19 protein-coding genes are annotated in these 24,647 nt (G+C 73.0%); 14 read left to right on the top strand and 5 right to left on the bottom strand.

Going from position 1 to position 24,647, the window contains the following annotated elements; all coding sequences use genetic code 11:
• Positions 1-5: 5 nt before the first annotated feature.
• Positions 6-1,166: an AMP-binding protein gene (locus tag ACIBH1_RS10970; RefSeq protein WP_397313494.1), complete on the bottom strand. Its 1,161-nt coding sequence runs from the start codon at positions 1,164-1,166 to the stop codon at positions 6-8.
• Between the two features lie 48 nt (positions 1,167-1,214).
• Here ACIBH1_RS10970 and ACIBH1_RS10975 point away from each other — a divergent pair, with 48 nt between their 5' ends.
• Together ACIBH1_RS10975 and menD are read left to right on the top strand one after the other, a co-directional pair.
• On the top strand, positions 1,215-2,099 hold the full coding sequence (locus ACIBH1_RS10975) for an o-succinylbenzoate synthase (RefSeq protein WP_397313928.1): 885 nt from the start codon (positions 1,215-1,217) through the stop codon (positions 2,097-2,099).
• Positions 2,096-3,766 (top strand): 2-succinyl-5-enolpyruvyl-6-hydroxy-3-cyclohexene-1-carboxylic-acid synthase, encoded by a 1,671-nt coding sequence (gene menD, locus ACIBH1_RS10980; protein WP_397313495.1) that lies wholly within the window; start codon positions 2,096-2,098, stop codon positions 3,764-3,766. Before ACIBH1_RS10975 ends, menD begins: the two co-directional genes overlap by 4 nt.
• Before the next feature lie 42 nt (positions 3,767-3,808).
• Here the strand turns inward: menD and ACIBH1_RS10985 are convergent, their stop codons facing one another.
• The 3 genes from ACIBH1_RS10985 to ACIBH1_RS10995 all read right to left on the bottom strand — a co-directional run bounded on the left by ACIBH1_RS10985 (position 3,809) and on the right by ACIBH1_RS10995 (position 10,883).
• Complete coding sequence (locus tag ACIBH1_RS10985) at positions 3,809-8,989, bottom strand: DNRLRE domain-containing protein (RefSeq protein WP_397313496.1); 5,181 nt, start codon at positions 8,987-8,989, stop codon at positions 3,809-3,811.
• 78 nt (positions 8,990-9,067) lie between these two features.
• Positions 9,068-10,021, bottom strand: a complete 954-nt coding sequence (locus ACIBH1_RS10990) for a hypothetical protein (RefSeq protein ID WP_397313497.1) — start codon at positions 10,019-10,021, stop codon at positions 9,068-9,070.
• 121 nt (positions 10,022-10,142) lie between these two features.
• Entirely contained in the window at positions 10,143-10,883 is a 741-nt protein-coding gene (locus ACIBH1_RS10995; protein ID WP_397313498.1) for a GntR family transcriptional regulator, read from the bottom strand.
• 52 nt (positions 10,884-10,935) lie between these two features.
• Here ACIBH1_RS10995 and ACIBH1_RS11000 point away from each other — a divergent pair, with 52 nt between their 5' ends.
• The 4 genes from ACIBH1_RS11000 (at position 10,936) to ACIBH1_RS11015 (ending at position 15,900) form a co-directional block, all read left to right on the top strand.
• On the top strand, positions 10,936-11,721 hold the full coding sequence (locus ACIBH1_RS11000; protein WP_397313500.1) for an inositol monophosphatase family protein: 786 nt from the start codon (positions 10,936-10,938) through the stop codon (positions 11,719-11,721).
• 261 nt (positions 11,722-11,982) lie between these two features.
• On the top strand, positions 11,983-13,893 hold the full coding sequence (locus ACIBH1_RS11005; RefSeq protein WP_397313501.1) for a BTAD domain-containing putative transcriptional regulator: 1,911 nt from the start codon (positions 11,983-11,985) through the stop codon (positions 13,891-13,893).
• A gap of 25 nt (positions 13,894-13,918) precedes the next feature.
• Positions 13,919-15,106, top strand: a complete 1,188-nt coding sequence (locus ACIBH1_RS11010) for a CaiB/BaiF CoA transferase family protein (RefSeq protein ID WP_397313502.1) — start codon at positions 13,919-13,921, stop codon at positions 15,104-15,106.
• Positions 15,103-15,900, top strand: coding sequence for an HpcH/HpaI aldolase/citrate lyase family protein (locus ACIBH1_RS11015; protein ID WP_397313503.1), 798 nt, complete (start codon positions 15,103-15,105; stop codon positions 15,898-15,900). Before ACIBH1_RS11010 ends, ACIBH1_RS11015 begins: the two co-directional genes overlap by 4 nt.
• On the opposite strand, the gene ACIBH1_RS11020 is transcribed toward ACIBH1_RS11015, so the two are convergent.
• Positions 15,897-16,529, bottom strand: a complete 633-nt coding sequence (locus tag ACIBH1_RS11020) for a TetR/AcrR family transcriptional regulator (RefSeq protein ID WP_397313504.1) — start codon at positions 16,527-16,529, stop codon at positions 15,897-15,899. The two genes, ACIBH1_RS11015 and ACIBH1_RS11020, sit on opposite strands and share 4 nt — an antisense overlap.
• 135 nt (positions 16,530-16,664) lie before the next feature.
• On the opposite strand from ACIBH1_RS11020, the gene ACIBH1_RS11025 reads away from it, so the two are divergent.
• The 8 genes from ACIBH1_RS11025 to ACIBH1_RS11060 are packed head-to-tail and all read left to right on the top strand — an operon-like array spanning position 16,665 to position 24,620.
• Positions 16,665-17,816: an ABC transporter substrate-binding protein gene (locus tag ACIBH1_RS11025; protein WP_397313505.1), complete on the top strand. Its 1,152-nt coding sequence runs from the start codon at positions 16,665-16,667 to the stop codon at positions 17,814-17,816.
• Positions 17,816-18,742: an inorganic phosphate transporter gene (locus ACIBH1_RS11030; protein WP_397313506.1), complete on the top strand. Its 927-nt coding sequence runs from the start codon at positions 17,816-17,818 to the stop codon at positions 18,740-18,742. The genes ACIBH1_RS11025 and ACIBH1_RS11030 overlap by 1 nt, the downstream gene beginning before the upstream one ends.
• A gap of 43 nt (positions 18,743-18,785) precedes the next feature.
• Positions 18,786-19,481 (top strand): DUF47 domain-containing protein, encoded by a 696-nt coding sequence (locus ACIBH1_RS11035; protein WP_397313507.1) that lies wholly within the window; start codon positions 18,786-18,788, stop codon positions 19,479-19,481.
• Positions 19,481-21,280: an ABC transporter permease gene (locus ACIBH1_RS11040; RefSeq protein WP_397313508.1), complete on the top strand. Its 1,800-nt coding sequence runs from the start codon at positions 19,481-19,483 to the stop codon at positions 21,278-21,280. Before ACIBH1_RS11035 ends, ACIBH1_RS11040 begins: the two co-directional genes overlap by 1 nt.
• A 1-nt stretch (position 21,281) precedes the next feature.
• The gene (locus ACIBH1_RS11045; RefSeq protein ID WP_397313509.1) at positions 21,282-22,316 is read left to right on the top strand and encodes an ABC transporter ATP-binding protein; all 1,035 of its coding nucleotides are present in this window, start codon (positions 21,282-21,284) and stop codon (positions 22,314-22,316) included.
• Complete coding sequence (locus ACIBH1_RS11050) at positions 22,313-23,047, top strand: HAD family hydrolase (protein ID WP_397313510.1); 735 nt, start codon at positions 22,313-22,315, stop codon at positions 23,045-23,047. Before ACIBH1_RS11045 ends, ACIBH1_RS11050 begins: the two co-directional genes overlap by 4 nt.
• The gene (locus ACIBH1_RS11055) at positions 23,044-23,847 is read left to right on the top strand and encodes an inositol monophosphatase family protein (protein ID WP_397313511.1); all 804 of its coding nucleotides are present in this window, start codon (positions 23,044-23,046) and stop codon (positions 23,845-23,847) included. The genes ACIBH1_RS11050 and ACIBH1_RS11055 overlap by 4 nt, the downstream gene beginning before the upstream one ends.
• A 5-nt stretch (positions 23,848-23,852) precedes the next feature.
• Entirely contained in the window at positions 23,853-24,620 is a 768-nt protein-coding gene (locus ACIBH1_RS11060; protein WP_397313512.1) for an HAD-IIB family hydrolase, read from the top strand.
• Positions 24,621-24,647 lie beyond the last annotated feature (27 nt).

Consider the following 24,647-nt stretch of genomic DNA (forward strand, 5'->3'; position numbering starts at 1 on the left):
CAACCCTATGACGCATCCTCGGCGCGGTCAGTTCCATGCCGAAGCGATTCGAGATCTGTCTTGCCGTTGGCCAGGAGTGGCAGGCGGGGCAGAAGGCGCAGGTGGCGCGGGGCGGCGTGGGGTGGCAGGCGGTCCTTGACGTACGCGCGGAGCTGCTCCAGCGTCGGCGCCCTGCCGGGGTGGGAGGGCACCACGACGGCCTCGACGATCTGGCCCCACTCGTCGTCGGGGCGGCCCACGACGGCCACGTCGGCGATCTCGGGGTGCTCGGCCAGCACGGCGGAGACCTGGGCGGCGACCACCTTCTCGCCGCCGGTGTTGATCACGTCGTCGGCGCGGCCCAGCACGCGCAGCCGTCCTTCGCTGAGCTCGCCCAGGTCGGAGGTGGCGAACCAGGGACCGTCGAAGGGCTCGCCGAAGCGGTAGCCGGAGAACAGGACGGGCCCGGCGATCTGGATGAGGCCGTCGGGGCCGATTTTGAGATCTACATCGTAAAGGGGTCGGCCGTCGTACACGCAGCCGCCGCAGGTCTCGCTCATGCCGTACGTCGTCACCACCCGCGCGCCGAGGCCGCGAGCCCGGTCGAGCAGGCTCGGCCGGGCCGGCGCGCCGCCGAGCAGGATGGTGCGGAAGACCGACAGGTCGGCGCCCATCTCGACCAGGCGGTGCAGCTGGGTCGGCACGAGCGAGACGTGGTCGGCGCCGGAGGCGGACACGGCGGCCGGGTCGAAACGTTCGTGGATGATCGGCTCGCTGCCGGCCAGCATCGAGCGGACCAGCACCTGGAGCCCCGAGACGTGGGAGGGCGGCAGGCAGCACAACCAGCGTTCGCCGGGGGAGGCCGCCAGGCGCCTGAGCGAGGCGGCCGCCGAGGTGCGCAGGGCCGGGGCGCTCAGCTGCACGCCCTTGGGCGCGCCGGTGCTGCCGCTGGTGGCGATGACGACGGCGACGTCGCCGGGCACGCCCACGCCGTCGTCCTGCCGTACGCCGCCGATGTGGGTCGGGCGCAGGGCCCGCACCGCGTGCGCGGGCGTTCCCGGAGGTAGGGGCAGTACGGCGGGGCCGTCGCCGGACAGCGCGGCGGCGACGGCGGCGGCGAGCGCCGGACCCGGTGGCGAAACCACCGCGTGCAACGCGCGCTCCAGATTCGATGACCTCCCCGGCATGTCCGTAAGGTTAGCTCTGTGAACGACCCCGTCATCTTCCGGATCCCGATGCGCACCCGTTTTCGCGGCCAGACGGTCCGCGAGGGAGTCCTGCTGCGGGGACCGGCCGGATGGGGGGAGTTCTCGCCGTTCCCTGAGTACGGCCCGCGCGAATGCGCCCGGTGGCTGGCGTGCGCGCGGGAGGCCGCCTTCGAGGGCTGGCCGGCGCCGCTGCGCTCCCGTGTCCCCGTCAACACCACCGTGCCCGCCGTCGGCCCCGAGCACGCCCACGAGCTGGTCCGGCAGTCGGGCGCGGGCACCGCGAAGGTGAAGGTGGCCGAGAAGGGGCAGAGCTTCGCCGAAGACCTGGCCAGGGTCGAGGCGGTGCGCGACGCGCTCGGCCCCGGCGGCAGGGTGCGTGTCGACGCCAACGGCGCCTGGGAGGTCGACGAGGCGGTGCGCAAGCTCAGGGAGCTCGACCGGTTCGGCCTGGAGTACGCCGAGCAGCCCTGCGCGACCCTCGACGAGCTGGCGCGGGTGCGCCGCTCACTCGACGTGCCGATCGCGGCCGACGAGTCCATCCGCCGCGCGGAAGACCCGCTGAAGGTGCGCGCCGCCGAGGCGGCCGACATCGCGGTGGTCAAGGTGCAGCCCCTGGGCGGCGTGCGCGAGGCGCTGCGCGTGGTGGAGGCGTGCGGGCTGCCCGCGGTCGTCTCCAGCGCCGTGGAGACCTCGATCGGGCTCGCGGCCGGCCTCGCGCTGGCCGCGGCGCTGCCCGAACTGCCCTACGCCTGCGGCCTGGGCACCCTCAGCCTGCTGTCGGGCGATGTCACCACCGAGCCCCTGATGCCGGTCGACGGGTGGCTCGAGGTGCGCCGCCCCGACGCCGACGCCGTGTCCGATTTCCAGATCGATTCCCCCTCATGGTTGCGCCGTATGGAGGCAGCACAGTGAATCCCGCCACCGCGCTGGCCGCAGTGCTCATCGACGAGCTGGTGCGCTGCGGTCTGACCGACGTGGTGCTGGCTCCGGGCTCGCGCTCGGCCCCCCTCGCCCTGGCCTCGCACGCGGAGTCGCGGGTGCGGCTGCACGTGCGGCTCGACGAACGTTCCGCGTCCTTCCTGGCCCTCGGCCTGGCCCGCAGGGCCGAGCGGCCGGTGGTGCTGATCTGCTCGTCGGGCACGGCCGTGGCCAACTTCCACCCGGCGGTCGTGGAGGCCAGCGAGTCGGGGGTGCCGCTGCTGGTGCTGACCGCCGACCGCCCGCCGGAGCTGCGCGGCACCGGCGCCAACCAGACGATCGACCAGATCAAGCTGTACGGCTCGGCGGTGCGCTGGTTCGCCGAGGTGGGCGTGCCGGAGGAGCGGCCCGGCCAGGTGGCCTACTGGCGTTCGCTGGCCTGCCGCGCCTGGCAGCGGGCGCTGGGGCCGCACGATCCCGGCCCGGTGCACCTGAACCTGCCCTTCCGCGAGCCGCTGATCCCCGACGGCGACTCGACGTGGTGCGAGTCGCTCGACGGCGACAGCCAGGGCGGCCCGTGGATCCGCGCCCGGGTGGCGCCGCCGCCCGTGGCCTTGCACCTGCCGCCGACCAGGCGCGGGGTGCTGGTGGTCGGCGACGGCGCGGCCAACGTGCGGCGTTACGTGGCGGCCGCCGGGATGGCGGGCTGGCCGGTGTTGTCGGAGCCGAACGGCAACGGCCGCTACGGCGACCACGCCATCTCGACCTACCACTACCTGCTGGGAACCCCGGAGTTCGCCGAGGCGCACCGGCCCGAGGTGGTGGTGACGCTGGGCCGTCCGGGGTTGTCGCGCCCGCTGATGTCGTGGCTCAAGCGGGCCTCCTCCGACGGCGCCGAGCACATCGTGGTCGCCACCGACCTGACCCGCTGGCCGGATCCGACACGTTCGGCCACGCAGGTGGCGCAGGCGGTGGAGATCCCGGTGGCGGCGGGCGACGACGAGTGGCTCAACTCCTGGCGCCGGGCCGACCTGGCGGTGCGCGGGGCGATCGACGGGATGCTCGACGTGTCGGGCCTGTCGGAGCCGAGGCTGGCGCGTGACCTGGTCGAGGCGCTGCCGAACGGCTCGTTGTTGTTCACCGCCTCCTCGATGCCGATCCGCGACCTGGACCAGGCGATGCGGGCCAGGCGCGGCATCCGCGTGCTGGCCAACCGGGGCGCCTCGGGCATCGACGGGATCGTCTCGACCGCGATCGGCGCGGCGCTGGCGCACAACGGGCCCTCGTTCGCGCTGCTGGGCGACCTGTCGTTCCTGCACGACCAGAACGGGCTGATCCTGGGCGACCGGGAGCCGCGGCCCGACCTGTGCCTGGTGGTGGTCAACAACAACGGCGGCGGCATCTTCTCGCTGCTGCCGCAGGCGGCGCTGCGCGATCCGTTCGAGCGGATCTTCGGCACGCCGCACGGGGTCGACTTCGGGTACGTGGCGGCCTCGACGGGCACCCCGTACACCCTGGTGACCGACGAGTCGGAGCTGGTCAAGGCGCTGCGCGGCGAGGGCCTGCGCATCGTCGAGGTGCGCACCGAGCGGGAGGGCAACGCGCAGCTGCACGCGCAGCTGCGCGATGTGGCCCAGGTGGCGCTGCGGGACGCGCTCTGAGGCCTCCGGCCGTGGGGGTCCCACGGCCGGAGAGCGGTGTTCTCAGTAGGGGCGCTGCAGGAAACGGCCCAGCGCCGGGTCGTACAGGCGCCCGCCCGCCAGGACGGCGCCGCCCGGCAGGGTGGGCCGGTAGGCGCCTCCCAGCCAGCCGTACCTCAGCAGCGGCTGCGTGGTCACGCCGAACTCGTCGTAGGCCGCCACGGTGGCCAGCTCCTGGACGAGGTCGAGCTCGGTGCCCACGTGCCCGTCGATGGTGAGCAGCTGGAGCCGGACCGCCCCGGCAGGGCCGGTGAGCGCGGCCAGCGCGCCGCCCGGTCCCGCCACGTGGCGCACGACTGTCGTGCCGGAGGTGGTCCAGGCGGGCCGGTCGCCGTCCGAGCCGTAGTGGTGGACGGTGACGGCGCCCGTCTCGGTGGTCTCCGACCGGACCCGCCCGGCCGGGTCGTGCTGCCACGCCACGCTCCGGCCGCCGGAGGTCAGGACGGCGGGCAGCCCGTCGGCGGTGTAGGAGAAGGTGCGCCCGCCGGGCAGTGACGTGGCGCGGCCCGCCGCGTCGTGGGCGTAGCCGTCGCCGGTGGCTGTGCCGTCGGCGGCGTAGGTGTAGGCGGTGACGGTCGAAGCCGCGTCGTCGGCGACCGGGCAGTCGAGGTCGGAGGCCTGGACGGCCAGCCGGACCCGCTCGCCCCTGGCGTTGTGGTCGTAGCGGCGCAGCGTGCACAGCGGGAAGCCGAGCTCCAGCACCGAGGAGAGCAGGCCCGCCCGGTCGTAGGCGAGCTGGCGTTCCGTCATGGTGTCGGTGCGCAGGCGCAGCATCTCCTGCCCGTGCACGTTGCGGCCGATCTGGTCGATCATCACCGGCCCTTCCAGGCCGTCGCGGGTGTAGATGCGGGCGTAGGCCTGCCCGCGCTCGTCGAAGCCGTTCAGGACGTGCAGCCCGCCCGGCAGGTCGCCGCCCGACAGGCGGCCCTCGGCGTCGTAGCGGGCGGTGAAGGTGCCCGCGGCCGAGTCGGTGAGCGAGGTGAGCAGGCCGCGCGGCTCGACCGCGTGGTCGTAGGTGTAGACGGTGGTGGAGGGGGCCGAGTCGACGACCTTGGCGGGCCGGTCGAGGTCGTCGTAGTCGGTGCGGGTCTGGCCGCCGTCGGCGTCGGTGTGCGTGATCGGCCGGCCCAGCAGGTCGTGTCCGGTCACGACGGCCTGCGTGCCGCGCGTGCGCTCGGTGAGGCGGCCGGTGGCCTGGCTGTAGCGCAGCCCGGTCTCGGGGTCCTGGCCGGTCTGGGTGGCGATGGGCCGGCCGGCTCCGTCGTGCCTGATGGTGGTGGTCGTGCCGCCCACGGTCACGGTGTGCGGCAGGCCCGAGGCGGTGTGGGTGTAGAGGCGCTCGCCGTCGCGGCAGGGCAGGCCCGCCCACTCCGGCCTGCCGCCGCACTCGCCGCCGCCCGTGGCCGCGTAGAGGGTGCGCGCGGGGGCGGTGGTGGTGACGGCGCGTCCGCCGGGGTCGCGCACGGTCGTGAGCGGCCTGCCGGTGGCCCAGTCGTAGGTGAGGGCGGTGGTTCTGACGTCGGCGTCGGGCAGGGACTCGCGCCCGACGATGACGGCGCCCGTCCTGACCGTGGTGGGCAGGTCGCGGGCGGTCGCGGTGGCGGGCCGTCCCTCGTCGTGGACGGTGACGGTGCGGGTCCTGGCGCCGATGGCGTACCCGGCGGGCAGGTCGTCGACGTCGGACTCGAGGTTGACGATGTGGACGGGGCTGAGCTCCTCGAGCTTGCGCCGGCCGGTGGCGTCGTAGACCGAGCGGGTCGAGAGCAGTTCCGCCCGCTCGTCGGGGCTGTAGCCGGTGATCGCCAGCTCGGCGAGGCGGTCGTCGGTCATGGGCCGCTGCGACAGCTCCCTGTTGCCGGCGGTGAGCACCCGTATGGCGTGGCCGGACCGGTCGTAGTCGGTGGCGGACAGGTGGCCGCCGGGGGTGAGCACGTTGACGGCCCGGCCCGAGGCGTCCAGGTAGGTCACGGTGGCACGGTCGGTGGCAGGGCCGGTGGAGTTCGGCGGGTGCACGGCGGTGGCGGTGACCGGCGCCGTCGCCTGGCCCCAGGCGGCGATCTGCTTGGCCGTCATGTCGGCGGGGCCGCCCGCGGCGGTGGTGAGCGGCACGCCGTACCCGATCGTGGTGGTCGCCTGGCCGGAGACCTGGTCGGCGGTGCCCGGCTTGAGGGTGGCGCGGGTGACCGAGCGCAGGCGGCCGTCGCTGTCGTAGTCGAAGGTCCAGGGCAGCTCGCCCGGCGGGGTGAGCGTGGTGACGCGCCCGGCGGCGTCGTAGCCGTACAGGGTCTTCAGCGGCGGGCTGATGCGCGGGTCCCAGGTCTGCGCCAGGCGTCCTGCCGCGTCGTAGCCGTACTGCGCGACCGTCTCGCCCTTGAGGGAGACGGTGGCCAGCCGCCCGGCGGCGTCGTAGCCGAAGCCCAGTGTGTGCCCGAGCCGGGTGATCGAGGAGGGCCGCAGCCGGTCGCCGGCCTGCTCGTAGACGTGCCCGTCGGGCACGCGGAGCTCGCCCTGCCCGGTGAAGGTCGTGACCTCGCCGCAGGAGGCGTCGGTGAGCGTGTAGGCGCCGGTGAGGGTCAGGTGCTCGGCGCCCGGTTCAGGACGCCAGCCGTCGGCGGTCCTGGTGAACTGCACGGGCGAGCCGTCGGCGCGGGTGAGCTCGACCGACGTGGGCGAGGTCTCGCGCAGCGTGGCCAGACCGGCCGTCCACTCGGGCAGGCGGGAGGAGACGCTCCTGGTCAGGGCCAGGCCGAAGGCGCCTCCTGCCGTGGTACGCAGGCGGTAGTCGCCGGTCTGCAGGTTGAGGACGCCGGGCCCGACCTCGCTGGTGGCGGCCCTGGTGGCGCGGCGGTCGACGACGACGTGCGCGGGGCCGGACTCGTACGGCGGGGCGGAGGCGCCGGAGACCACCGCCCTGACCTGGACGGCGGCGTCGCCCAGCTGGGCGGCGGCGTCCCAGGCCAGTCCCGACACGCCGTTGGGGGCGGCCACCGGCCAGGCGGTCAGCGGCTTGCCGTCGGCGCCCGTCACGTGGGCGGGCGGCAGGTCGGCCCAGGTGTCGAGGTCGGAGCGGCGGAACTGGAACCTGGCCTGGGTGAATCCCGTCCCGGTCACCGCGAGCGGGACCCTGCCGGTGCTGCGCAGGCCGTCGGCGGGCGCGGTGAGCGCGGCCACCGAGCTTCCCGAGCCCACGTTGAACGTGTACGCGGTGGTGGGGGAGGTGTTGCCCGCCTTGTCGATGGTGTAGACGCTGAGCGTGTGGGCGCCGGTCGAGGGCGGCGTCAGCTTGGCGGTGACGGCCGCGCCGGTGGTGGCCGCCTTCGTGGTGGTGCCGTTGCCGAGCTTGTAGGCGATCCAGGCGGCGTCGGTGCTCGCCGGGGTCATGGTGAAGGTGCCGGCCTTGCCCGCGTCGCCGTGCCAGCCGCCGTCGGCGGGGTAGTCGGCGGAGGCGACCCTGGGGGCTGCGGGCTTGACGGTGTCGACGGTGAAGGACCAGCTCTGGTAGGCCTTGGACGACAGGGAGCCGTCGTTGGACCACGAACGGACCGTGTAGGTCCTGCCGTTGACGAGCTTGCCCGCGGGCACGTTGCCGGTGGAGGAGAATCCGCCGCTGGCGACGTAGGCGCCGTAGAGGTTGTCGATGACCGGCGTGCTGCCGTCGTAGACGTCGAACAGCCCGCGTACGTTGCCGCCGTCGGGGTCGCCGACGTGGGCGCGCAGCTGCGGGGTGGCGGTACCCGTCCACTTCTTGCCCGCGTGGTCGGTGTGCGGGTTGACCCAGGTGGAGACCGGCGTGCTGGGGTAGGAGTTGTAGGTCACCGAGATGGAGGGCACGTTGGAGGCGGCGTCACCGGAGTTGAAGCGCTTCCAGCCGTACTCATCGCCCTCGTCCTTGGCCCTGATGCCCATGCCGGAGCGGGTCCAGCCCTTGTCGGCCCAGTGCTGGGCGAGGGAGGTCACGTTGGCCTTGACCCAGCCGTCGGCGCAGCCGGTGCCCCAGCCCTTGGTCTCGGTCGAGGTGGCGTGAACGACCGCGATCTCCGGGCCGGGCCAGCGGGAGGCCGTGGTGGCCTGGTTGGCCGTGCCGACCTGCCATGACCTGGCCTGGCAGGACCACGAGTGCCAGTTCCACAGGTTCAGGGTCGCGGAGGTGATCTTCTTGCCCGCGATGCCGGCGGTGTTCCAGGTGATGAACGAGCGCGCCACCTGGCCCGAGCCGTTGTTCCCGATCTTCAGCTCGTCGGTGGCGGACTGGTCGGTGCCGTACCCCTGCTGGACGAAGGTGTCGAAGGTGCCGCGCACGGTCAGCGCGGGGTCCACGGTGACGGGGTAGACGGTCGCCGGGTCGTTCAGGAAGGCGGGGTCGGGGGTGAGGACGAGGTCGTCGCCGCGCAGCTTGAAGGCGACGGGAGCGCGGCGGGCGTGCTCGCCGGAGCCGGGCGCGATGGAGGCGTCCCACATGACCGGGGCGGGCAGGCTCATGACCGCCCTGCCCTTCGGGTCGGCCAGCTCGATTCCGCCGTCGGCGGCGGCGCGCGGCTTGAGCTTGGGCGAGCTGAACCTGAGCGTGTATTCGAGCGGCGTGGCGGGGCGCTGGTTGAGCAGGAGGAACTGTTCGGCGCCCGTCCTGGTGGCCTCGACGACGAGGTCGGCTCCGGGGAGCACGCCGGGGTAGGTGGCCTTGGCCCCATCGAGCTTCGGCGCCGGGAGCGTGCCCTTCCACTGCAGGGTGACCTGCTGCTCGCCCTCGCCCAGGGTGATCAGGTCGGTGTGGCCGCCCGCCGTGCGCTGCCGGGACGAGGCTCCGCCGCCCAGGCGCAGCCGGCCGCGGTGCCCCCTGGGGGCCACCTGGCCGTCGGGTGTGGTGGTGAGGGTGATGTCGACGGGCTTCCACGCGCCGTCCTGGCGGTAGCGGACGGGTCCGGCGAAGGTCTCGAGGGTGAGGGTGCCGTCGGGGTTGGCGTAGGTGGTGGTGGTCTCGGTGCGGGCCGACTCCACCTCCACGCGCGTGCCGCCGAGGCGGGCCGACAGGCGCGCGGACGGCTCGTCGGTCGCCACCGGCCCGGGCGTGGCGGCCAGGGCGGCAGGGGCGGAGGGTGGGGGTTCGGCCGTGGAGGGCTGCGCGGTCAGGGGCAGCAGCAGGAGGGCGAGGCCACCGGCGAGGGCCCGTGGCAGGAGGGCAGACATGAGGGCTCCGGGTCAGGGGTGTGCAGGCGTGAGACGGCGCCCCCGCCGCGAGGGCGGGGGCGCCGGGGGAGGCGGTGCCTAGTTGTTCATGCAGCTCTTCTTGCGGACCTCGTACCAGACGATGCCCGGAGCCTGGAAGCGCACGGCGAAGCACTGGCCCTGCCTGGCGGCGTCCCTGAACTTGTAGATGGCCGAGGCGCCGGCCACGGTGTAGGCGGTCTTGCAGATGACCTTGGCCTTGCCCTTGAGCTTGTCGCAGACGCTCTTGAGCGCCTCGATGGCGCCGGCCACGCCGCCGACGAGCCAGACGCCGTAGATCTGCTTGGTGAGCTTCCTGGAGAAGATCAGGCGGCACATCGCCTTCCACCACTCACACTGCAGCTTGAGTGCGGGGTCGGCGACCACGGGGTAGGCGGCGCCCGCGTGGTTGACGGTCTGGACGAGCGTCATGCCCTCCACCCGGTAGGAGGTGGGGACGGGGTTGCCGTCGGCGTCCTTGGCCCAGGGCAGGTCGATCTCGGCGAGGTAGACGTCGTCGGTGTAGATCAGGACCGTGCCGTCGTCCTCCTCGACCTGCAGCTCGCTGTTGGGCGGGGCGGAGATGGGGAAGCGGTACTCCGTCGGCGCCGAGGCGTCGTGGATGATCGTCAGCGACCGGGCGATCCGGTCGGTGCGCTGGTGGGCGTAGGAGACGCTGGGCCGGGCGGCGGCGTAGGTGACCAGGCCCGGCAGTGCCTGGTTGCCCGCGGCGGCGGCCTCGGGCAGGCCGATGCCGATCTCGCTGTCGCTGACCACGGCCACGAGCGAGCGGCCGGGGTCGGTGGCGGCGGCGAAGACGCGCTGGGTGTTGCCTTCGGGGATCTCGACCGGCGGGACCGTCTGGGCCTCTTGGACGATGTCGGGGACGACCTGCTGGAGTGCGGCCAGCGTCCGGTCGTCCTGCGCGGAGACGGGGCTTCCGTAGACGCCCGCGCCGCTGAAGGCCAGCGCCGTCACCAGGGTGACGGCGAAGGCCCGTGCGGAGATGCGCATGGATGTCCTTCCACATGCGTGAGGGGGAGTGCGCAAACGCCGCAACCATAAAGATCATTTAAGAACATGAAATGATCTTGGATGGCCTTGCGGTAAACGTTTGCGGTCCTCCAAGCTCCGCTCAGCGCTCGATGAGGGTGACCTCCAGGGAGTAGTGGGAGGCGCGGTAGACGTGGGAGCCGTGCTCTACGGCGCGGCCCTGGTCGTCGTAGGTGGTGCGGACCATGGTCAGCAGGGGCGCGCCCCTGCGCTCCTCCAGCAGCTTGGCCTCGTGGGCGCTGGCCGCCCGCGCGCCGACACGCTGGTTGGCCACCCGCATGCGCACGCCCGCGCTGCGCAGCAGTTCGTACAGTCCCCGGTTGTGCAGGCCCTCGGGGGTCAGCGGGGCCAGGCCCACGGGCAGCCAGTTGTGCATGATGGCCAGCGGCTCGCCCGCGGCGAAGCGCACCCGCTCCAGGTAGATGACGTGGGTGCCGGTCTCGACGCCGAGGATGGCGGCGATCTCCTCGTCGGCGGGGCGGGGCTCGAGGGCCAGCACCTGGGTGGCGGGCTCCTGGCCGGCGCGGCGCAGGTCGTCGTAGAGGCTGGTCAGCTCGACCGAGCGCTTGACCTGGCCGTGCACGACCTGGGTGCCGACGCCCCGCTTGCGGACCAGCAGGCCCTTGTCGACCAGGTACTGGATCGCCTGCCGTACGGTCGGCCTCGACAGGCCCAGGCGGTCGGCGAGGAGGATCTCGTTGTCGAGCCGGGCGCCCGGCGCCAGGTCGCCGTTCTTGATCGCTTCGGCGATCTGCTCGGCCACCTGGAAGTAGAGGGGCACGGGGCTGGATCGGTCCAGGTCGATCGCCAGGTGCGAGGTCATGTGATCAGGGTAATGGGGTCAGAATGTCCTGACAAACGGCTACGGTGGAAATATGGCGCCTTCAGCTGAACTCCTGGACATCGCGGTGGAAGCGGCCCGGACGGCGGGGGAGCGGCTGCGCGCCGCGTTCCGCACCAGGCCCGCCGTGGAGACCAAACGCGACTTCCACGACCCGGTGACCGAGCACGACCTGGCGGCCGAGGAGACGATCCGCGCGGTGATCGCCAAGCGTGCGCCGGGCAGCGCGATCGTGGGGGAGGAGGGCGGGGGAGCCGCGGGCGAGGGCGTCACGTGGTTCGTCGACCCGATCGACGGCACCGCCAACTTCGCCGCCGGGGTGGCCTTCTGGTGCGTGTCCATCGGCGTGGCCGTGGGCGGGGACCTGGTGGCGGGCGTGGTGTACGACCCGGTGCGCGACGACCTGTTCGCCGCCTCGGAGGAGGGCGCGTGGTGCAATGGCGCCCCGCTGCGCAGCCGGGGCGCCACGCGCGACCGCGAGGCGATGTTGCTGACCAGCTATCCGACCCCGCGCGACTTCGACGAGCACGGTGACGAGGCGCTGCGGCGATACGGCAGGCTGCTCACCTCGTTCTCGGCGCTGCGCCGCCCCGGCAGCGCCGCCCTCAAGCTCGCGCACGTCGCGGCCGGCTGGTCCGACGCCTGCTTCGGGCGCGGCGCGAGCCCGTGGGACGTGGCCGCGGGCGCGGTCCTGGTACGGCAGGCGGGCGGGCTCTACCTCGGCGACCCCTTCCGGGTGGGCCCCTACCTGGCGGTGGTCGACGGCTTCGACCTGGACTCCTCCGCGCTTCACGAGCTCGACCCTCGTACGAGCTCGTGAGCGGGTTCACGGCGTGCCGGTCAGCGAGATCACGGTCGGCGAGAGCGCCTGGATCACCAGCCAGGTGATCCCGAATCCGGCGATCAGCGCCAGCGGAATTCCCACGAAATTGATGAGCAGCTCTCGCCTTAGCCGCCCGCGCCTAAATGCCCCCATGGCTTTGCCCCCTTCGTCCGTAAGGAAGGTTTCCAGTCGCGCATTGACATGGGCGCAAAGACCTCCGTATAAATCCCGCTAAGGGGGTCCAAAGACGGGGGCGTCATGGATTTCAGGGTGCTCGGCCCTGTGGAGGCCGGCAGCCCGGCTACTCGGCTGCCGCCGAAGCCGTTGCTGCTGCTCGCCACGCTGCTGTGCGAGGCCAATACCCGCGTGGGGCACCACCGGCTGGTGGAGGCGCTGTGGGGCGCCAGGCCGCCGGAATCGGCGGCCAGCAGCATGCGGATCTACGTTTCGCAGGTGCGGCAGGCGTTACGCGATGACAGCAGGATCGTGGCGGAACGCGGTGGATATCGGATTCGCATAGATCCGGGGGAGCTCGATTCTCACGAGTTCGAGGAATTGGTCCGTCAGGCGGCCTCGGCCGACACCGCCACCGCCGGGCGGTTGCTGGGCCGGGCGTTGCGGCTGTGGCGTGGTCCCGCGTTCGCCGATCTGGAGCACCACGGCAGCCTGAGCGCCACCGCGGTGCGGCTGGAGGAGCTGCGGGTCAGCGCGACCGAGCAGTGGGTGGCCGCGGAGCTGGGGCAGGGCAGGCACCGCGAGGTCCTCACCGAGCTGCAGACGCTCGTGCGCGCCCACCCGCTGCGCGAGCGGTTGTGCGGGCTGCTGATGCTGGCGCTGTACCGCTCGGGGCGCCAGGCCGAGGCGCTGGAGGCCTACGGGCGCACCGGGGCGCTGCTGGCCGAGGAGCTCGGCGTGGATCCGGGGGCCGAGCTGCGGCGGGTGTACGAAGGGCTGCTGCGTGGCGACGAGGGCGTCGCCGCAGACCTGGGGGTTCGGGGATCGCTCCCGGCGCCGGTGCCGGCGCTTGCCGTACCCAGGGAGCTGCCCGCTCCGGTGCCCGGCTTCACCGGCAGGCAGGCGGCGCTGGCGGCCCTGGACCGGTTGCTGCCCGGCGACGGCGCGAGCCCGCCGATGGCGATCTCCGCCATCGCGGGCGCGGTGGGCGTGGGTAAGACGGCGCTGGCGGTCCACTGGGCGCACCGGATCGCCGGCCGCTTCCCCGACGGCCAGCTCTACGTCAACCTGCGCGGCTACGAGCGCGCCCTGCCGATGCGGCCGCTCGACGCGCTGGCCGGATTCCTGCTCGCGCTGGGGGTGCCGCGCGAGAGCATCCCCGGCGAGGTGGAGTCCGCGGCGGCCCGGTTCCGCTCGGTGGTGGCCGGGCGCCGGATCCTGGTGCTGCTCGACAACGCCGGCTCCGCCGACCAGGTGCGTCCCCTCCTGCCGGGCACGCCCGGCTGCCTGGTCCTGGTCACCAGCCGGGACCGGCTCACGGGCCTGCTGGCGCGCGAGGGCGCCAGCCGGGTGACGCTGGGCGTGCTGAGCCAGGACGGCGCCAGGGCGCTGCTGACCGAGGTGCTCGGCCCGAGCCGGGTGGAGGCCGAGCCCGGGGCCACCGCCGAGCTGGCCGAGCTGTGCGGCAGGCTGCCGCTGGCCCTGCGGATCGCCACCGCGTACCTGTTCGACCATCCCGGCCAGACGATCGCCGACTACGTGCACACGCTGCGCACCGGTGACCCGATGACGGCGCTGGCGATCAGCGGCGAGCCCGACGCCGCGGTGCGGGCGGCCTTCGACCTGTCGTACGGCACGCTGGATCCGGCGGCGCGGCGGGTCTTCCGGCTGCTGGGGCTGGTGCCGTGCGACGACTTCGACCTGCGCGGCGCCGGCGTGCTGGCCGGGATGGCCGAGCAGGAGGTCGCGGGCGCGGTGGACCGGCTGGCCGACGCGCACCTGATCGAGTGGCACGGCGGCGGCCGGTTCGGCCTGCACGACCTGCTGCGCCGTTACGCGGGCGGGCTGGCGCGGCAGGAGGACGGCGAGGCCGAGCGGGCGGCGGCCCGCCGGCGGCTGTTCACCTGGACGCGGGACATCACCTCGACGGGGGCGCCGCCGTACCCGGGCTACGCCGGCTGCCCGCGCTCGACCGCCTGCCGTCAGTGGACCTAGGCCCGCTGTCCATAGGATCACCCTTATGGGAGCTTTGAGTGGTATTCGGGTGATCGATGCGGCCACGTTGTTCGCCGGGCCGTCGGCGGCGATGATGCTGGGCGACTTCGGCGCCGACGTGGTCAAGGTCGAGCACCCGCGCAGGCCCGATCCCTCGCGCGGGCACGGCGCCTCCTCGGGCGGGGTGGGCCTGTGGTGGAAGACGCTGGGCCGCAACAAGCGCGCCGCCGCGGTCGACCTGTCGAAGGCCGAGGGCCAGGAGATCCTCAAGCGCCTGGCCGAGCGCTCCGACGTGCTCGTCGAGAACTTCCGCCCCGGCACCCTGGAGCGCTGGAACCTGGCGCCCGAGCTCCTGCAGGAGCTCAACCCGCGCCTGGTGGTGGCGCGCATGACGGGGTTCGGCCAGGTGGGCCCGATGGCCTCGCGGCCGGGGTTCGGCACGCTGGCCGAGGCGATGAGCGGGTTCGCGGCGATGACGGGGGAGCCCGACGGTCCGCCCACGTTGCCGCCGCTGGCGATGGCCGACGGCATCGCCGGGCTGGCCATGGCGTACGCGGTCATGGTGGCCCTGCACGCCCGCGAGCAGACGGGCAGGGGCCAGGTGATCGACATGGCGATCATCGAGCCGATCCTGGGACTGCTCGGGCCGCAGATGACGGCCTTCAAGGAGCTGGGGGTGGTGCCGCAGCGCACCGGCAACCGCTCCAGCAGCAACGCGCCGCGCAACACCTACCGCACCAGGGACGGGCGCTGGGTGGCCATCTCCACCAGCGCGCAGAGCATCGCCGAGCGGGTGATGCGGCTGGTGGGGCGCGAGGACCTGGTGACGGAGCCGTGGTTCGCCACGGGGGCCGGGCGGGTGGCCCACGTGGAGGAGCTGGACGCCGCGGTGGGCTCGTGGATCGGCGAGCGGGACGCGGCGGAGGTGATCGCGCGCTTCGAGGAGGCCGACGCGGCGGTGGCTATGATCTACAATGTAAAGGACATCGCCGATGACAAGCAGTACGAAGCGCTCAACACCTTCATCGAGCTCCCCGACGAGGAGCTCGGTTCGGTGACCATGCAGAACGTGATGTTCCGCCTGTCGCAGACGCCGGGACAGGTGCGCTGGCCCGGCGCCGCGCACGGCCGGCACACCGACGAGGTGCTGGGGGAGCTGGGCTACGACGCCGCGCTGATCGCGCGGCTGCGCGCCGACGGGGTGATCGCATGATCGTGACGTGGCTCTACGTGCCGGGTGACCGGCCCGAGCGGTTCGCCAAGGCGGCGGCGTCCGGCGCGGACGTGGTGATCATCGACCTGGAGGACGCGGTCGCTCCCGATGGCAAGGACACGGCGCGGGAGAACGCACTGGCCTACCTCGCGGCGCGGGAGCCGGGAGGCCCCGCGATCCACGTGCGGGTCAACGACCTGGCGACGCCGCGGGGCCGCGACGACGTCAGCGCGTTGATGGGCAGCGGGGTCGACGGGGTGCGGGTGCCGAAGGTGGAGGCGCCCGACGTGCTGGACCTGCTGGGCGACCTGCCGGGATACGCGCTGCTGGAGTCGGCCAGGGGAGTGCTCGGCGCGGCGGCGATCGCCGCGCACCCGAACGTGGCGGGGATCGCGCTGGGGGAGCAGGACCTGGCGGCGGAGCTGACGATCACGGCGGACAGTGCGATGGATCACCTGCGGCTGCAGGTGATCCTGGCCGCTGCGGCGGCCGGGCTGCCGCAGGTGCCGATGTCGGTCTACCCGGACGTGCGTGACGAGGCGGGGCTGCTGGCCTCCTCGGCGCGCGGGCGTTCGATCGGGTTGTACGGCAGGGCGGCCATCCATCCGCGCCAGCTCCCCGTCATCCGCGAGGCCTTCCGGCCGAGCGGGCAGGAGGTGGAGCGGGCGCGGGAGGTGGTGGCGCTGGCCGGGCAGGGGGCGAGCGCGCTGCCCGACGGGCGGTTCGTGGACGCGCCGGTCATCGCGCGGGCGCGTCAGGTGTTGCGGCTGGCCGGTGAGGAGATCGAGATCTAGCCCTTGTAGACCCACCGCTGCTCGATCTCCTCGCGGGAGGGCGGTGGGCCGGGGAGAGGGATGGTGCCGGGGGCCTTGAGCGAGTCGAGGGCCAGGGCCAGGTAGCGCAGGCGCAGCTGGGCGGAGCGTTCGTCGTCGCCGAACTTGATCGACGACAGCTGCTCGAAGAGCGCGGCGAGGTCGTCGACGATGATGTCGGAGCGGATGACGCCGGCCTGCTGGGCCCGGTCGAAGAGCTGGATGGTGAGCTCGTTGGCCTGGACGGAGGCGTGGTAGAGCTCCTCGGTGGGCTGGAAGGTGCCGGCCAGGGCGATGGTCAGGGCGTTGGTGTCGTAGACGACGACGCCGCGCAGGAACTCGGCCAGGCCGTCCCAGGGGTCGTCGATGGCCAGGCCGTCGTGCGCGGACTTGATGTAGAGCTGCAGCCCGTCGAAGCAGAGCTTGCGCAGGAGCTCTTCCTTGCTGGAGTAGCGGCGGTAGAGTGCGCTGATCCCGACGCCCGCCCGTTCGGCCACGGCGGCGATCGGGGCGCCCGGGTCGGCGGTGAAGACCGCGCGGGCGGCCTCGAGGATCAGCTCGTCGTTGCGCGCGGCCTGCTTGCGGCGGCCGCTCAAGGGTTGGGACGTCATGCCCCCACTATACATGGAACAGATAATTCCGTTCTAGTCCTAGCTCTCGTCAAGAGGTAAGTATGTCTTGACAAAGCGTTCACCGGACGTTCATTTTTGAGGCACCTCGGGGCACGCTCTGCCGAAGGAGCCCACATGCGAACCGTTCCGGCCGTCTTATCGGCCCTGCTGCTGCTGACCGCCTGCGCCCCCTCCACCACGGGAGCCTCACCCGCGCCGGCCGCCCCCAAGCCCGCCGCGTCGCAGGACCGGGCCTTCGACCTCAACCAGCTGATCACGGCCGCCAAGGCCGAGGGCAGCGTGGTCGTCTACGACTCCAGCGGCGACATCGAGGACGTCGCCAAGGCCTTCACCGCCAAGTACGGCATCGCGATGGAGGGGGTCAAATCCGACTCCCCCGAGACCGCGGAGAAGATGATCCGCGAGCACGCCGCCGACAACGTCACCATCGACGCCACCATGTACGAGGACGGCGGCGTCCTGGTCGGCCAGCTGCTGCCGCAGCAGATCGTGCACACCTGGATCCCCGGCGACCTGGCCGGCGACATCCCGGCGGAGAACCGCAACCCGCTGATGGCCCTGGCCAAAGCCACGATCTTCGCCTACAACACTACGCTGTCGCCCGGCGGCTGCCCGGTCAAGAACGTCTGGGACCTGACCGAACCCGAATGGCGCGGCAAACTCGTCATGCAGGACCCGCTGGGCAAGCCGACCGTGCTGTCGTTCTTCACCCAGCTCGACGCGCACGGCAACCAGGCCCTCGAGCAGGCCTACCAGGCCAGGTACGGCAAGCCGCTGCAGACCTCGGAGAAGAGCGCCACCTTCGAGCTCATCAAGCGCCTGGCCGCCAACGACCCGGTGCTCACCGGCGCCGACGAGGACATCTCCGGGGCCGTCGGGCCGAAGGACGCCAAGGACGTGAAGATCGGCCTGATGTCGATCTCGAAGTTCCGCAACAACCAGGACAAGGGCTACACCCAGGCCGCCTGCACCGGCATGCAGCCGTTCGCGGGCTTCAGCTACCCGAAGTACGCGATGATCGCCACCAAGAGCAAGCACCCGAACGCCGCCAAGCTCTTCGTGCACTTCATCATGACCGAGGAAGGCGTCAAGCACGAGATCGCCGAAGGCGGCGTCTCCGGCAACGCCACGGTCAAGCCCCTGGTCACGCCCGAAGGGCTGAAGGACTGGAAGAGCGACCTGTTCCACACCGACTCCGGGCAGCTGCTGGCCGACTTCCAGAACCGGCAGGTCGTGTCGGACTTCTGGCGCGTCAACCACGGGTGATGGGGTGGGGACTCCTCATCGCGGTGCCGTTCGTGCTCGTGTGCGGGGCCAACGACGGCGCGGTCCTGCTCGGCCTGGCCCTTCGCGCGGGGCTGGGCAGGGCGGCGCCGCTGCTGGCGCCGTCGACGCTGGTGCTGTCGCTGGTGACGGTGCCGGTCCTGTTCGGGTACGGCGTGGCGGGCACGTTCACCGGCGGCCTGGCCGGGCTGAGCGGCGGGCCCTTCCTGGGCGGGGTGGTCACCTCGCTGGTCGTGGTCGGGGTGCTCAGCTGGCGCGCACTGCCGACGAGCCTGACGCTGGCCCTGGTGGGCGGGCTCACCGGGGCGGCGCTCGGAGGCGGGCTGGCGGTGTCGTGGGATCGGGTCGCGGTGGTGCTGGCGGCCGGGCTGGGCGCTCCGCTGGCGGGGCTGGTTCTGGGCTACCTGCTGGGCGCGGGCTCGCGCCGGGTGCCCGGCTCCTCCCGGATGCCGGTGGTGGCGCGGGCCCTCGGGGTGGGCAGTTACGCCCTGCAGTGCGCGGCGTACGCGGCCAACGACGGGCAGAAGATGTTCGCCGTGCTGGCGGTGGCCGTCGGCGGGACGCCCGGGTGGGGGTGGCTGGTGGCGGTGGCGCTGGTGTTCTGCCTCGGGGCGCTGCCGGCGGTGGCCGGGGTGGGGGAGCGGCTGGGGCGCGGGCTGGCGTTGCTGCGGCCGGTGCACGTGATGTCGGCGCAGGGCGCGTGCGCGGCCGCGGTGCTGGCGGGGTCGGCGCTGGGCAGCCCGGTGAGCATGACGCAGTCGCTGTCGGCGGGCGCCGTGGGGGTGGCGGCCAGCGAGGGCGTGCGCCGGGTGCGCTGGCCGCAGGTGCTGCGGCTGGGGCTGGCCTGGGTGCTCACGCTCCCCTCCGCCCTGGCACTCGGCGCCGTGGCGGGACTGCTTACACGCTGAAGCCGGTCCGGTGGTCGGGGGCCCGGTGGCGCGGGGTGCGGGCGTGCGGGCGGTGGGCGTCGTGAGCCGGGCCAGGCGTGGCGGGCGGTTGCGGCGGGCGTGGGACGACCTGCGCGGCGCCTCGGGCCCGCGCATCGTGGCGCTGGTGGCCGCCCAGATCGCCACCGCCCGCTCCGGCGCCGTCCTGGCGCTGGAGACCGCGCACGGCCGGGTGGCGCCCCCGGTGGCCAGGGCGCGCATGGCCCGCATCGAGCACGAGGGCGACGCGGCCAGGGCCGAGCTGGTCAAGGCCCTGCGCGGAAGCCTGGCCACCCCGATCGACCGCGAGGACCTCTACCGGCTCTCGCGCAGCGTCGACGACGTCCTCGACCACCTGCGCGACTACGTGCGCGAGGGCGACCTGTTCGGCCCCACCGGCAGCGGCGCCGGGGCGGACACCGCGCGCTTCGCCGTCGAGCCGTTGCGGGCGATCATCGACGGCCTCGACGGCCTGCAGGTCGCCCTCGGGCGGGTGCTGGCCGATCCCGCCTCGGTGACCTCGTGCGCGCTGGCGGCGCGCAAGGCAGGCGGACGGGTGCGCCAGCACTACCAGACGGAGCTGGCCAGGCTGTTCGCCGGCCCGCTGGAGATGGAGGTGCTGCGCCGGCGCGAGTTGCTGGCGCGGCTGGACGCGGTGGGCAGGCGGCTGGGCGAGGCGGCCGACGCTCTGGCGGATGCGATGTTGAAGAGGAGCATGTGATGTTCAAGTCCAGACCCCGCCTGCGCTACCGCTTACAGGTGCTGCGCCACGATCCGACGGCGGCGATGGGGCTCGTCCTGGCGGTGCTGCTGGTCTACCTGGTGGTGGCGCCGCTGGGGGCGGTGCTGTCGGACGCCTTCCGGGTGCAGTTCGGCGACCAGGTCCATGCCGGCCAGCAGCCGGGGGAGTGGACCGGCTACTACCTGTGGCGGGTCTTCCGCTCCCAGATCGCCGAGCTGATCTTCTGGGAGCCGCTGCTGAACACGGTGGTGATCAGCCTGGGCACGGTGGCGTTCGCGCTGCTGGTGGGCGGCGGCATGGCGTTGCTGGTGGCCAGGACCGACGTGCCGGGCAGGCGTTTTCTGGCCGGTGCGCTCGTCGTGCCGTACATGCTGCCGTCGTGGACGTTCTCGCTGGCGTGGCTGACGTTGTTCAAGAACGAGCGCGCGGGCGGGCAGCCGGGGGTGCTGCAGGCGGCGGGGGTGCGCACGCCGGACTGGCTGGCCTACGGGGCGGTGCCGATCACCGTGACGCTGGGGCTGCACTACTTCCCGTTCGTCTTCCTGCTGGTGGGCAATGCGTTGCGGCGCATCGACTCGCAGCTGGAGGATTCGGCGCGCATCCTGGGCGCCTCGCGGGCGACGGTGTTGCGGCGGATCACCGGGCCGCTGCTGCTGCCGGCGTTGTCGAGCGCGGTGCTGCTGGTGGTCGGGCGGGTGCTGGGGACGTTCGGCACGCCGTACATCCTGGGCTTGCCGGCCGACTACCGGGTGTTGTCGACGGGGTTGTACCAGTCGATCCGTGACCGGAGCACGGGCGTGGCGTCGGTGCTGGCCGGGGTGATCGTGATCATCGGGGTGGTGGTCGTGCTGGTGGACATGCGGCTGATGCGCGAGCAGCGGCGGTTCGTGACGGTGGGCGGCAAGGGCGCGATGGACCGGGTCGGTCATCTGCGGCGCTGGCGCTGGCCGTTGTGGGCGGTGGCGGCGGGGGTGCTGATCCTGTCGGTGGTGGTGCCGATCATGACGTTGCTGCTGTCGACGGTGATGCGCACGCCGGGGGTGTGGCGGCTCGACAACTTCACGCTCGACTTCTGGCTGGCCGAATCCCTGCCGGGCGCGGTGGGGTTCCCGCACGGGGTGCTGCGCGGGGGCGAGTTGTGGGAGGCGGCCTACAACAGCCTTGTCATCGTGGGACTGGCCTCGGTGATCTGCGGGGTGCTCGGCCTGCTGGTCGGCTATGTGGTGGTCAGGGGCACGGCGCCGCGGGTGGCGGCGCTCCTGCGGCAGGTGTCGTTCCTGCCGTACCTGATTCCCGGCATCGCCTTCGCGGCGGCGTCGTTGTCGTTGTTCGCGGTGCAGCGTGGTCCCGTCCCGGCGCTGTACGGCACGACGGCGCTGCTGGTGCTGGTGATGGCGGTGACGCATCTGCCGTACTCCTCGCGTTCCGGCATCGCGGCGATGACCCAGCTGGGGCGCGAGCCGGAGGAGGCGGCGCAGATCTGCGGCGCGTCGTGGCCGGCGCGGATGCGGCGCATCGTCTTCCCGATCCAGAAGGGGGCGCTGGTGACGGGGGTGGTGCTGCCGTTCGTCTCGGGGCTGAAGGAGCTGAGCATCGTGATCATGCTCACCACCACCGGCACCCAGCTGCTCACGACGTTGTCGATCACGCTGGTCGACTACGGCTACACCCAGCTCGCCAACGCGGTCGTGCTGATGATCGCGCTGGTGTCGTTCACGATGACCTACCTGGCCCAGCGACTGACCCGGAGCAGCCTGGCTTCCGGGCTCGGAGGATGAGTTGATCACTTTACGCGGAGTGTCGAAGAGCTACGGCGGCTCCGACCTGGCGGTGCGGGATCTGGATCTGGTGATCCCGACCGGTTCGTTCATGTGCCTGCTGGGTCCCTCGGGCTGCGGCAAGACCACCACCCTGCGCATGATCGCCGGGCTGGAGCAGCCGTCGTCGGGGACGATCGAGGTCGACGGCAGGGTCCTGGACTCGGTCGAGCGCGGCCTCTACGTGCCGCCGGAGAAGCGGCGCATGGGACTGGTCTTCCAGAACTACGCGTTGTGGCCGCACCTGACCGTGCTGGGCAACACCGAGTTCGGGCTGCGCATGCGCAAGGTGCCCGCGGCCGAGCGGCGCGAGCGGGCGATCGAGGCGCTGCGCATGGTGCGCGTGGACGACGCCCTGGAGCGCTACCCGTCGCAGCTGTCGGGCGGCCAGCAGCAGCGGGTCGCGCTGGCCCGCATGCTGGCGGTCAACCCGTCGGTGCTGCTGCTGGACGAGCCGCTGTCGAACCTGGACGCGCGGTTGCGGCTGGAGATGCGCGCCGAGTTGAAGCGCATCCACGAGGAGTCGGGCACGACGGTCGTGTTCGTCACCCATGACCAGCTCGAGGCGATGACGATGGCGACCGACGTGGCGGTCATGGAGGCGGGGCGGCTGCAGCAGGTGGCGCCGCCGATGGAGATGTACCACCGTCCGGCCAACCGGTTCGTCGCCGAGTTCGTCGGCAGCCCGCCGATGAACCTGCCCACGGGCGCGCTGGCCGAGTCGCTGCTGCGGTGCGCGGGTGCCGGGTCGGGGGTGGGCGTGCGGCCGGAGGCGCTGCGCCTGGGCGAGCCGGAGCCGCAGGCCTGGCAGGAGGAGGCGGTGGTGGAGGCGGTGCTGCCCGCGGGCTCGTCGTGGACGGTGCGGTTGCGGGTGCTCGACGGTGAGCTGTTCGCGCTGTCGTTCAGGGAACTGGAGGTCGAGGCGGGCCAGAAGGTGCGCGTGTGGGCGCGCCGTACGCAGGTGCACGTGTTCGACGCCGAGGGGGTGCGGGTGTGAAGGCGCTGCTGCTGGACTTCGGCGGGGTGCTGGTGCAGACCTCCAAGCGGCCTTCGTGGGCGGCCGAGCTGGCCAAGGAGGTGCACCAGCGGCTGGCGCGGGCGGGCTTCGCCGGGCTGGCGGCCGAGGAGATCGAGGTGGACATCAGGGCCGGGGCCGACGCCGACCGGTACTGGAAGGACGCCATGTCGCGGCTTGCCGCCCCGGTGGAGATGACGCATCGGGGGTTCTGGGGCGATTTCGTGGCCGCCGACTGGCCGCAGGCGGCGCGTGAGCTGGTGAGGGCCGAGGCGAGCGCGTTGTGCCGGCGCATGGGGGAGCTGCGGCAGGAGCGGGTGGTACGGCCGGGCATGCGCGAGCTGCTGGAGCGCTGCCAGGTGCCGGTGGCGGTGGTGAGCAACGCGTTGTGCGGGGCGGTGCACCGTGACTTCCTGGCGGCGGCGGGGGTGGAGGTGGCGTTGCAGGTGTACAGCGACGAGGTGGGGGTGCGTAAGCCGAACCCGGAGATGATCTGGATCGCGACGCGGGCGCTGGGGGTGGACCCGTCGCGGGTCTGGTACGTGGGCGACAACTACGACCGGGACGGGTTGTGCGGGGTGCGGGCGGGCGTGGGCACCACGGTGATCATGCGCTCGGACAGCACCGACACGATCCCGTACCGGGTGCGTCAGCGGCCCTCGGCCGTGGTCGAGGACGCGGCGGGGCTGCTGCGGCTGATGGAGGCGTCGTGAGCGAGGAGCTGATGCGGGTGGCCGAGGAGGCGGCGCGGGCGGTGGGGGAGCCGTTGCGCGCGGCCTTCCGTTCGCGTCCGGCGACGACGGCCAAGCGCGACTTCCAGGATCCGGTGACCGAGCACGACCGGGCGTGCGAGGAGATCATCCGCGGCGTGATAGCGGCCCGTGCTCCCGGCGGCGTGGTGGTGGGGGAGGAGGGCGGCACCACCGGCACTCGGGGCGGTGAGGGTGGGCGGGTGACGTGGTTCGTCGATCCGATCGACGGCACCGCGAACTTCGCCGCCGGGCTGCCGTTCTTCTGCGTCTCGATCGCGGCGGCCGTCGGGGGCGAGCTGGTGGCGGGCGTGGTGTACGACCCGGTGCGCGAGCAGCTGTTCTGCGCCAGTGACGGGGGCGCCTGGTGCGACGGGGTGCCGCTGCGCAGCACGGGCGCGTCGGCCGATCGGGAGGCGATGTTGCTGACCAGCTTCCCTGCGCCGCGCACGCTGGCCGCCGACGGTCAGCGCGCGCTGGACGGTTTCGCCCGGCTGCTGGCCTCGTTCGCGGCGTTGCGCCGGCCGGGCAGCGCCGCGCTCAAGCTCGCCCACGTGGCGGCCGGGTGGGCCGACGTCGCGTACGGCAGGCAGGCCAGTTCGTGGGACGTGGCGGCGGGTGCGCTGCTGGTCCGGCGGGCGGGCGGGGTGTTCCTGGGCGACCCGTTGTCCGGCGGCGACTATCTGGCGCACGTGGCGGGCTTCGACCTGCCGGGCTCGGCGCTGGCCGGGGTGGCCGGGGACCTGCTCGGCGCGGGGCGGTGAGCGGGGTGGGGGCGATCGAGTGGATCGTCACCGATCTCGACGGCACGCTGGTGGGGCGGGATCTGCGGATGGTGGAGGCGAGCAGGGCGGCGCTGGGGCGTTTCGCGGAGGCGGGTGGCCGGGTGGTCATCGCCACGGGGCGCAGCGAGGCGTCGGCTCGCCGCTACTACGACGAGTTGCGGCTGCGTGGTCCGGCGATCCTCTACAACGGGGCGCGCACGGTGGACCTGGGCACCGGTGAGGTGCTCCATGAGCGCACGCTGCCGGCGCACGCTCTGCCGTACCTGGTGGAGAGCCTGCCGGAGGGGCTGTATCCGGTGGCGTTCGTGGAGGGGCGCGCGTATGCCGCGCATGATGTGCCGGAGCTTCGGGAGTACGCGCGGCGTGACGGGCTGCGGCTGGAGCGGGCGTGCTGGGCGGAGCTGGCGCGGCGGCCGGTGACGAAGGTGATGCTGATCGGAGAGCCGGGGGTGCCGCCGGTGGTGGAGGGCACGACGGCGGTGCGGTCGGAGCGCACCTACCTGGAGTTCCTGCCGGAGGGGGCGAGCAAGGGCGGCGCTCTGCGGGAGCTGGCCGCGCGGGAGGGGGTGGCGATGGAGCGGGTGGCGGCGATCGGTGACAATCCCAACGATCTGGACATGATCGAGGTGGCGGGGCTGGGGGTGGCGGTCGGGGACGGGCACCGGGTGGTGCGCGAGGCGGCCGACCGGGTGGTGGCCGGGTGCGCGCAGGGCGCGGTGGCGGAGCTGGTGGCGCTGGCGCTCGGCCGGTGAGCCCTCCATGGGCCCTGTCAGGCGGCG

It is taken from the genome of Nonomuraea sp. NPDC050663, assembly GCF_044456985.1.
Lineage (GTDB): Bacteria > Actinomycetota > Actinomycetes > Streptosporangiales > Streptosporangiaceae > Nonomuraea.

Coding starts and splice junctions, on each gene's coding strand:
- ACIBH1_RS10990 (WP_397313497.1), bottom strand. CDS start 10,021: ATGCGCATCTCCGCACGGGCCTTCGCCGTCACCCTGGTGACGGCGCTG.
- ACIBH1_RS11000 (WP_397313500.1), top strand. CDS start 10,936: ATGGCGCCTTCAGCTGAACTCCTGGACATCGCGGTGGAAGCGGCCCGG.
- ACIBH1_RS10985 (WP_397313496.1), bottom strand. CDS start 8,989: ATGTCTGCCCTCCTGCCACGGGCCCTCGCCGGTGGCCTCGCCCTCCTG.
- ACIBH1_RS10995 (WP_397313498.1), bottom strand. CDS start 10,883: ATGACCTCGCACCTGGCGATCGACCTGGACCGATCCAGCCCCGTGCCC.
- ACIBH1_RS11005 (WP_397313501.1), top strand. CDS start 11,983: ATGGATTTCAGGGTGCTCGGCCCTGTGGAGGCCGGCAGCCCGGCTACT.
- ACIBH1_RS11010 (WP_397313502.1), top strand. CDS start 13,919: ATGGGAGCTTTGAGTGGTATTCGGGTGATCGATGCGGCCACGTTGTTC.
- ACIBH1_RS11030 (WP_397313506.1), top strand. CDS start 17,816: ATGGGGTGGGGACTCCTCATCGCGGTGCCGTTCGTGCTCGTGTGCGGG.
- ACIBH1_RS11020 (WP_397313504.1), bottom strand. CDS start 16,529: ATGACGTCCCAACCCTTGAGCGGCCGCCGCAAGCAGGCCGCGCGCAAC.
- ACIBH1_RS11015 (WP_397313503.1), top strand. CDS start 15,103: ATGATCGTGACGTGGCTCTACGTGCCGGGTGACCGGCCCGAGCGGTTC.
- ACIBH1_RS11040 (WP_397313508.1), top strand. CDS start 19,481: ATGTTCAAGTCCAGACCCCGCCTGCGCTACCGCTTACAGGTGCTGCGC.
- ACIBH1_RS10970 (WP_397313494.1), bottom strand. CDS start 1,166: ATGCCGGGGAGGTCATCGAATCTGGAGCGCGCGTTGCACGCGGTGGTT.
- ACIBH1_RS10975 (WP_397313928.1), top strand. CDS start 1,215: ATGCGCACCCGTTTTCGCGGCCAGACGGTCCGCGAGGGAGTCCTGCTG.
- ACIBH1_RS11025 (WP_397313505.1), top strand. CDS start 16,665: ATGCGAACCGTTCCGGCCGTCTTATCGGCCCTGCTGCTGCTGACCGCC.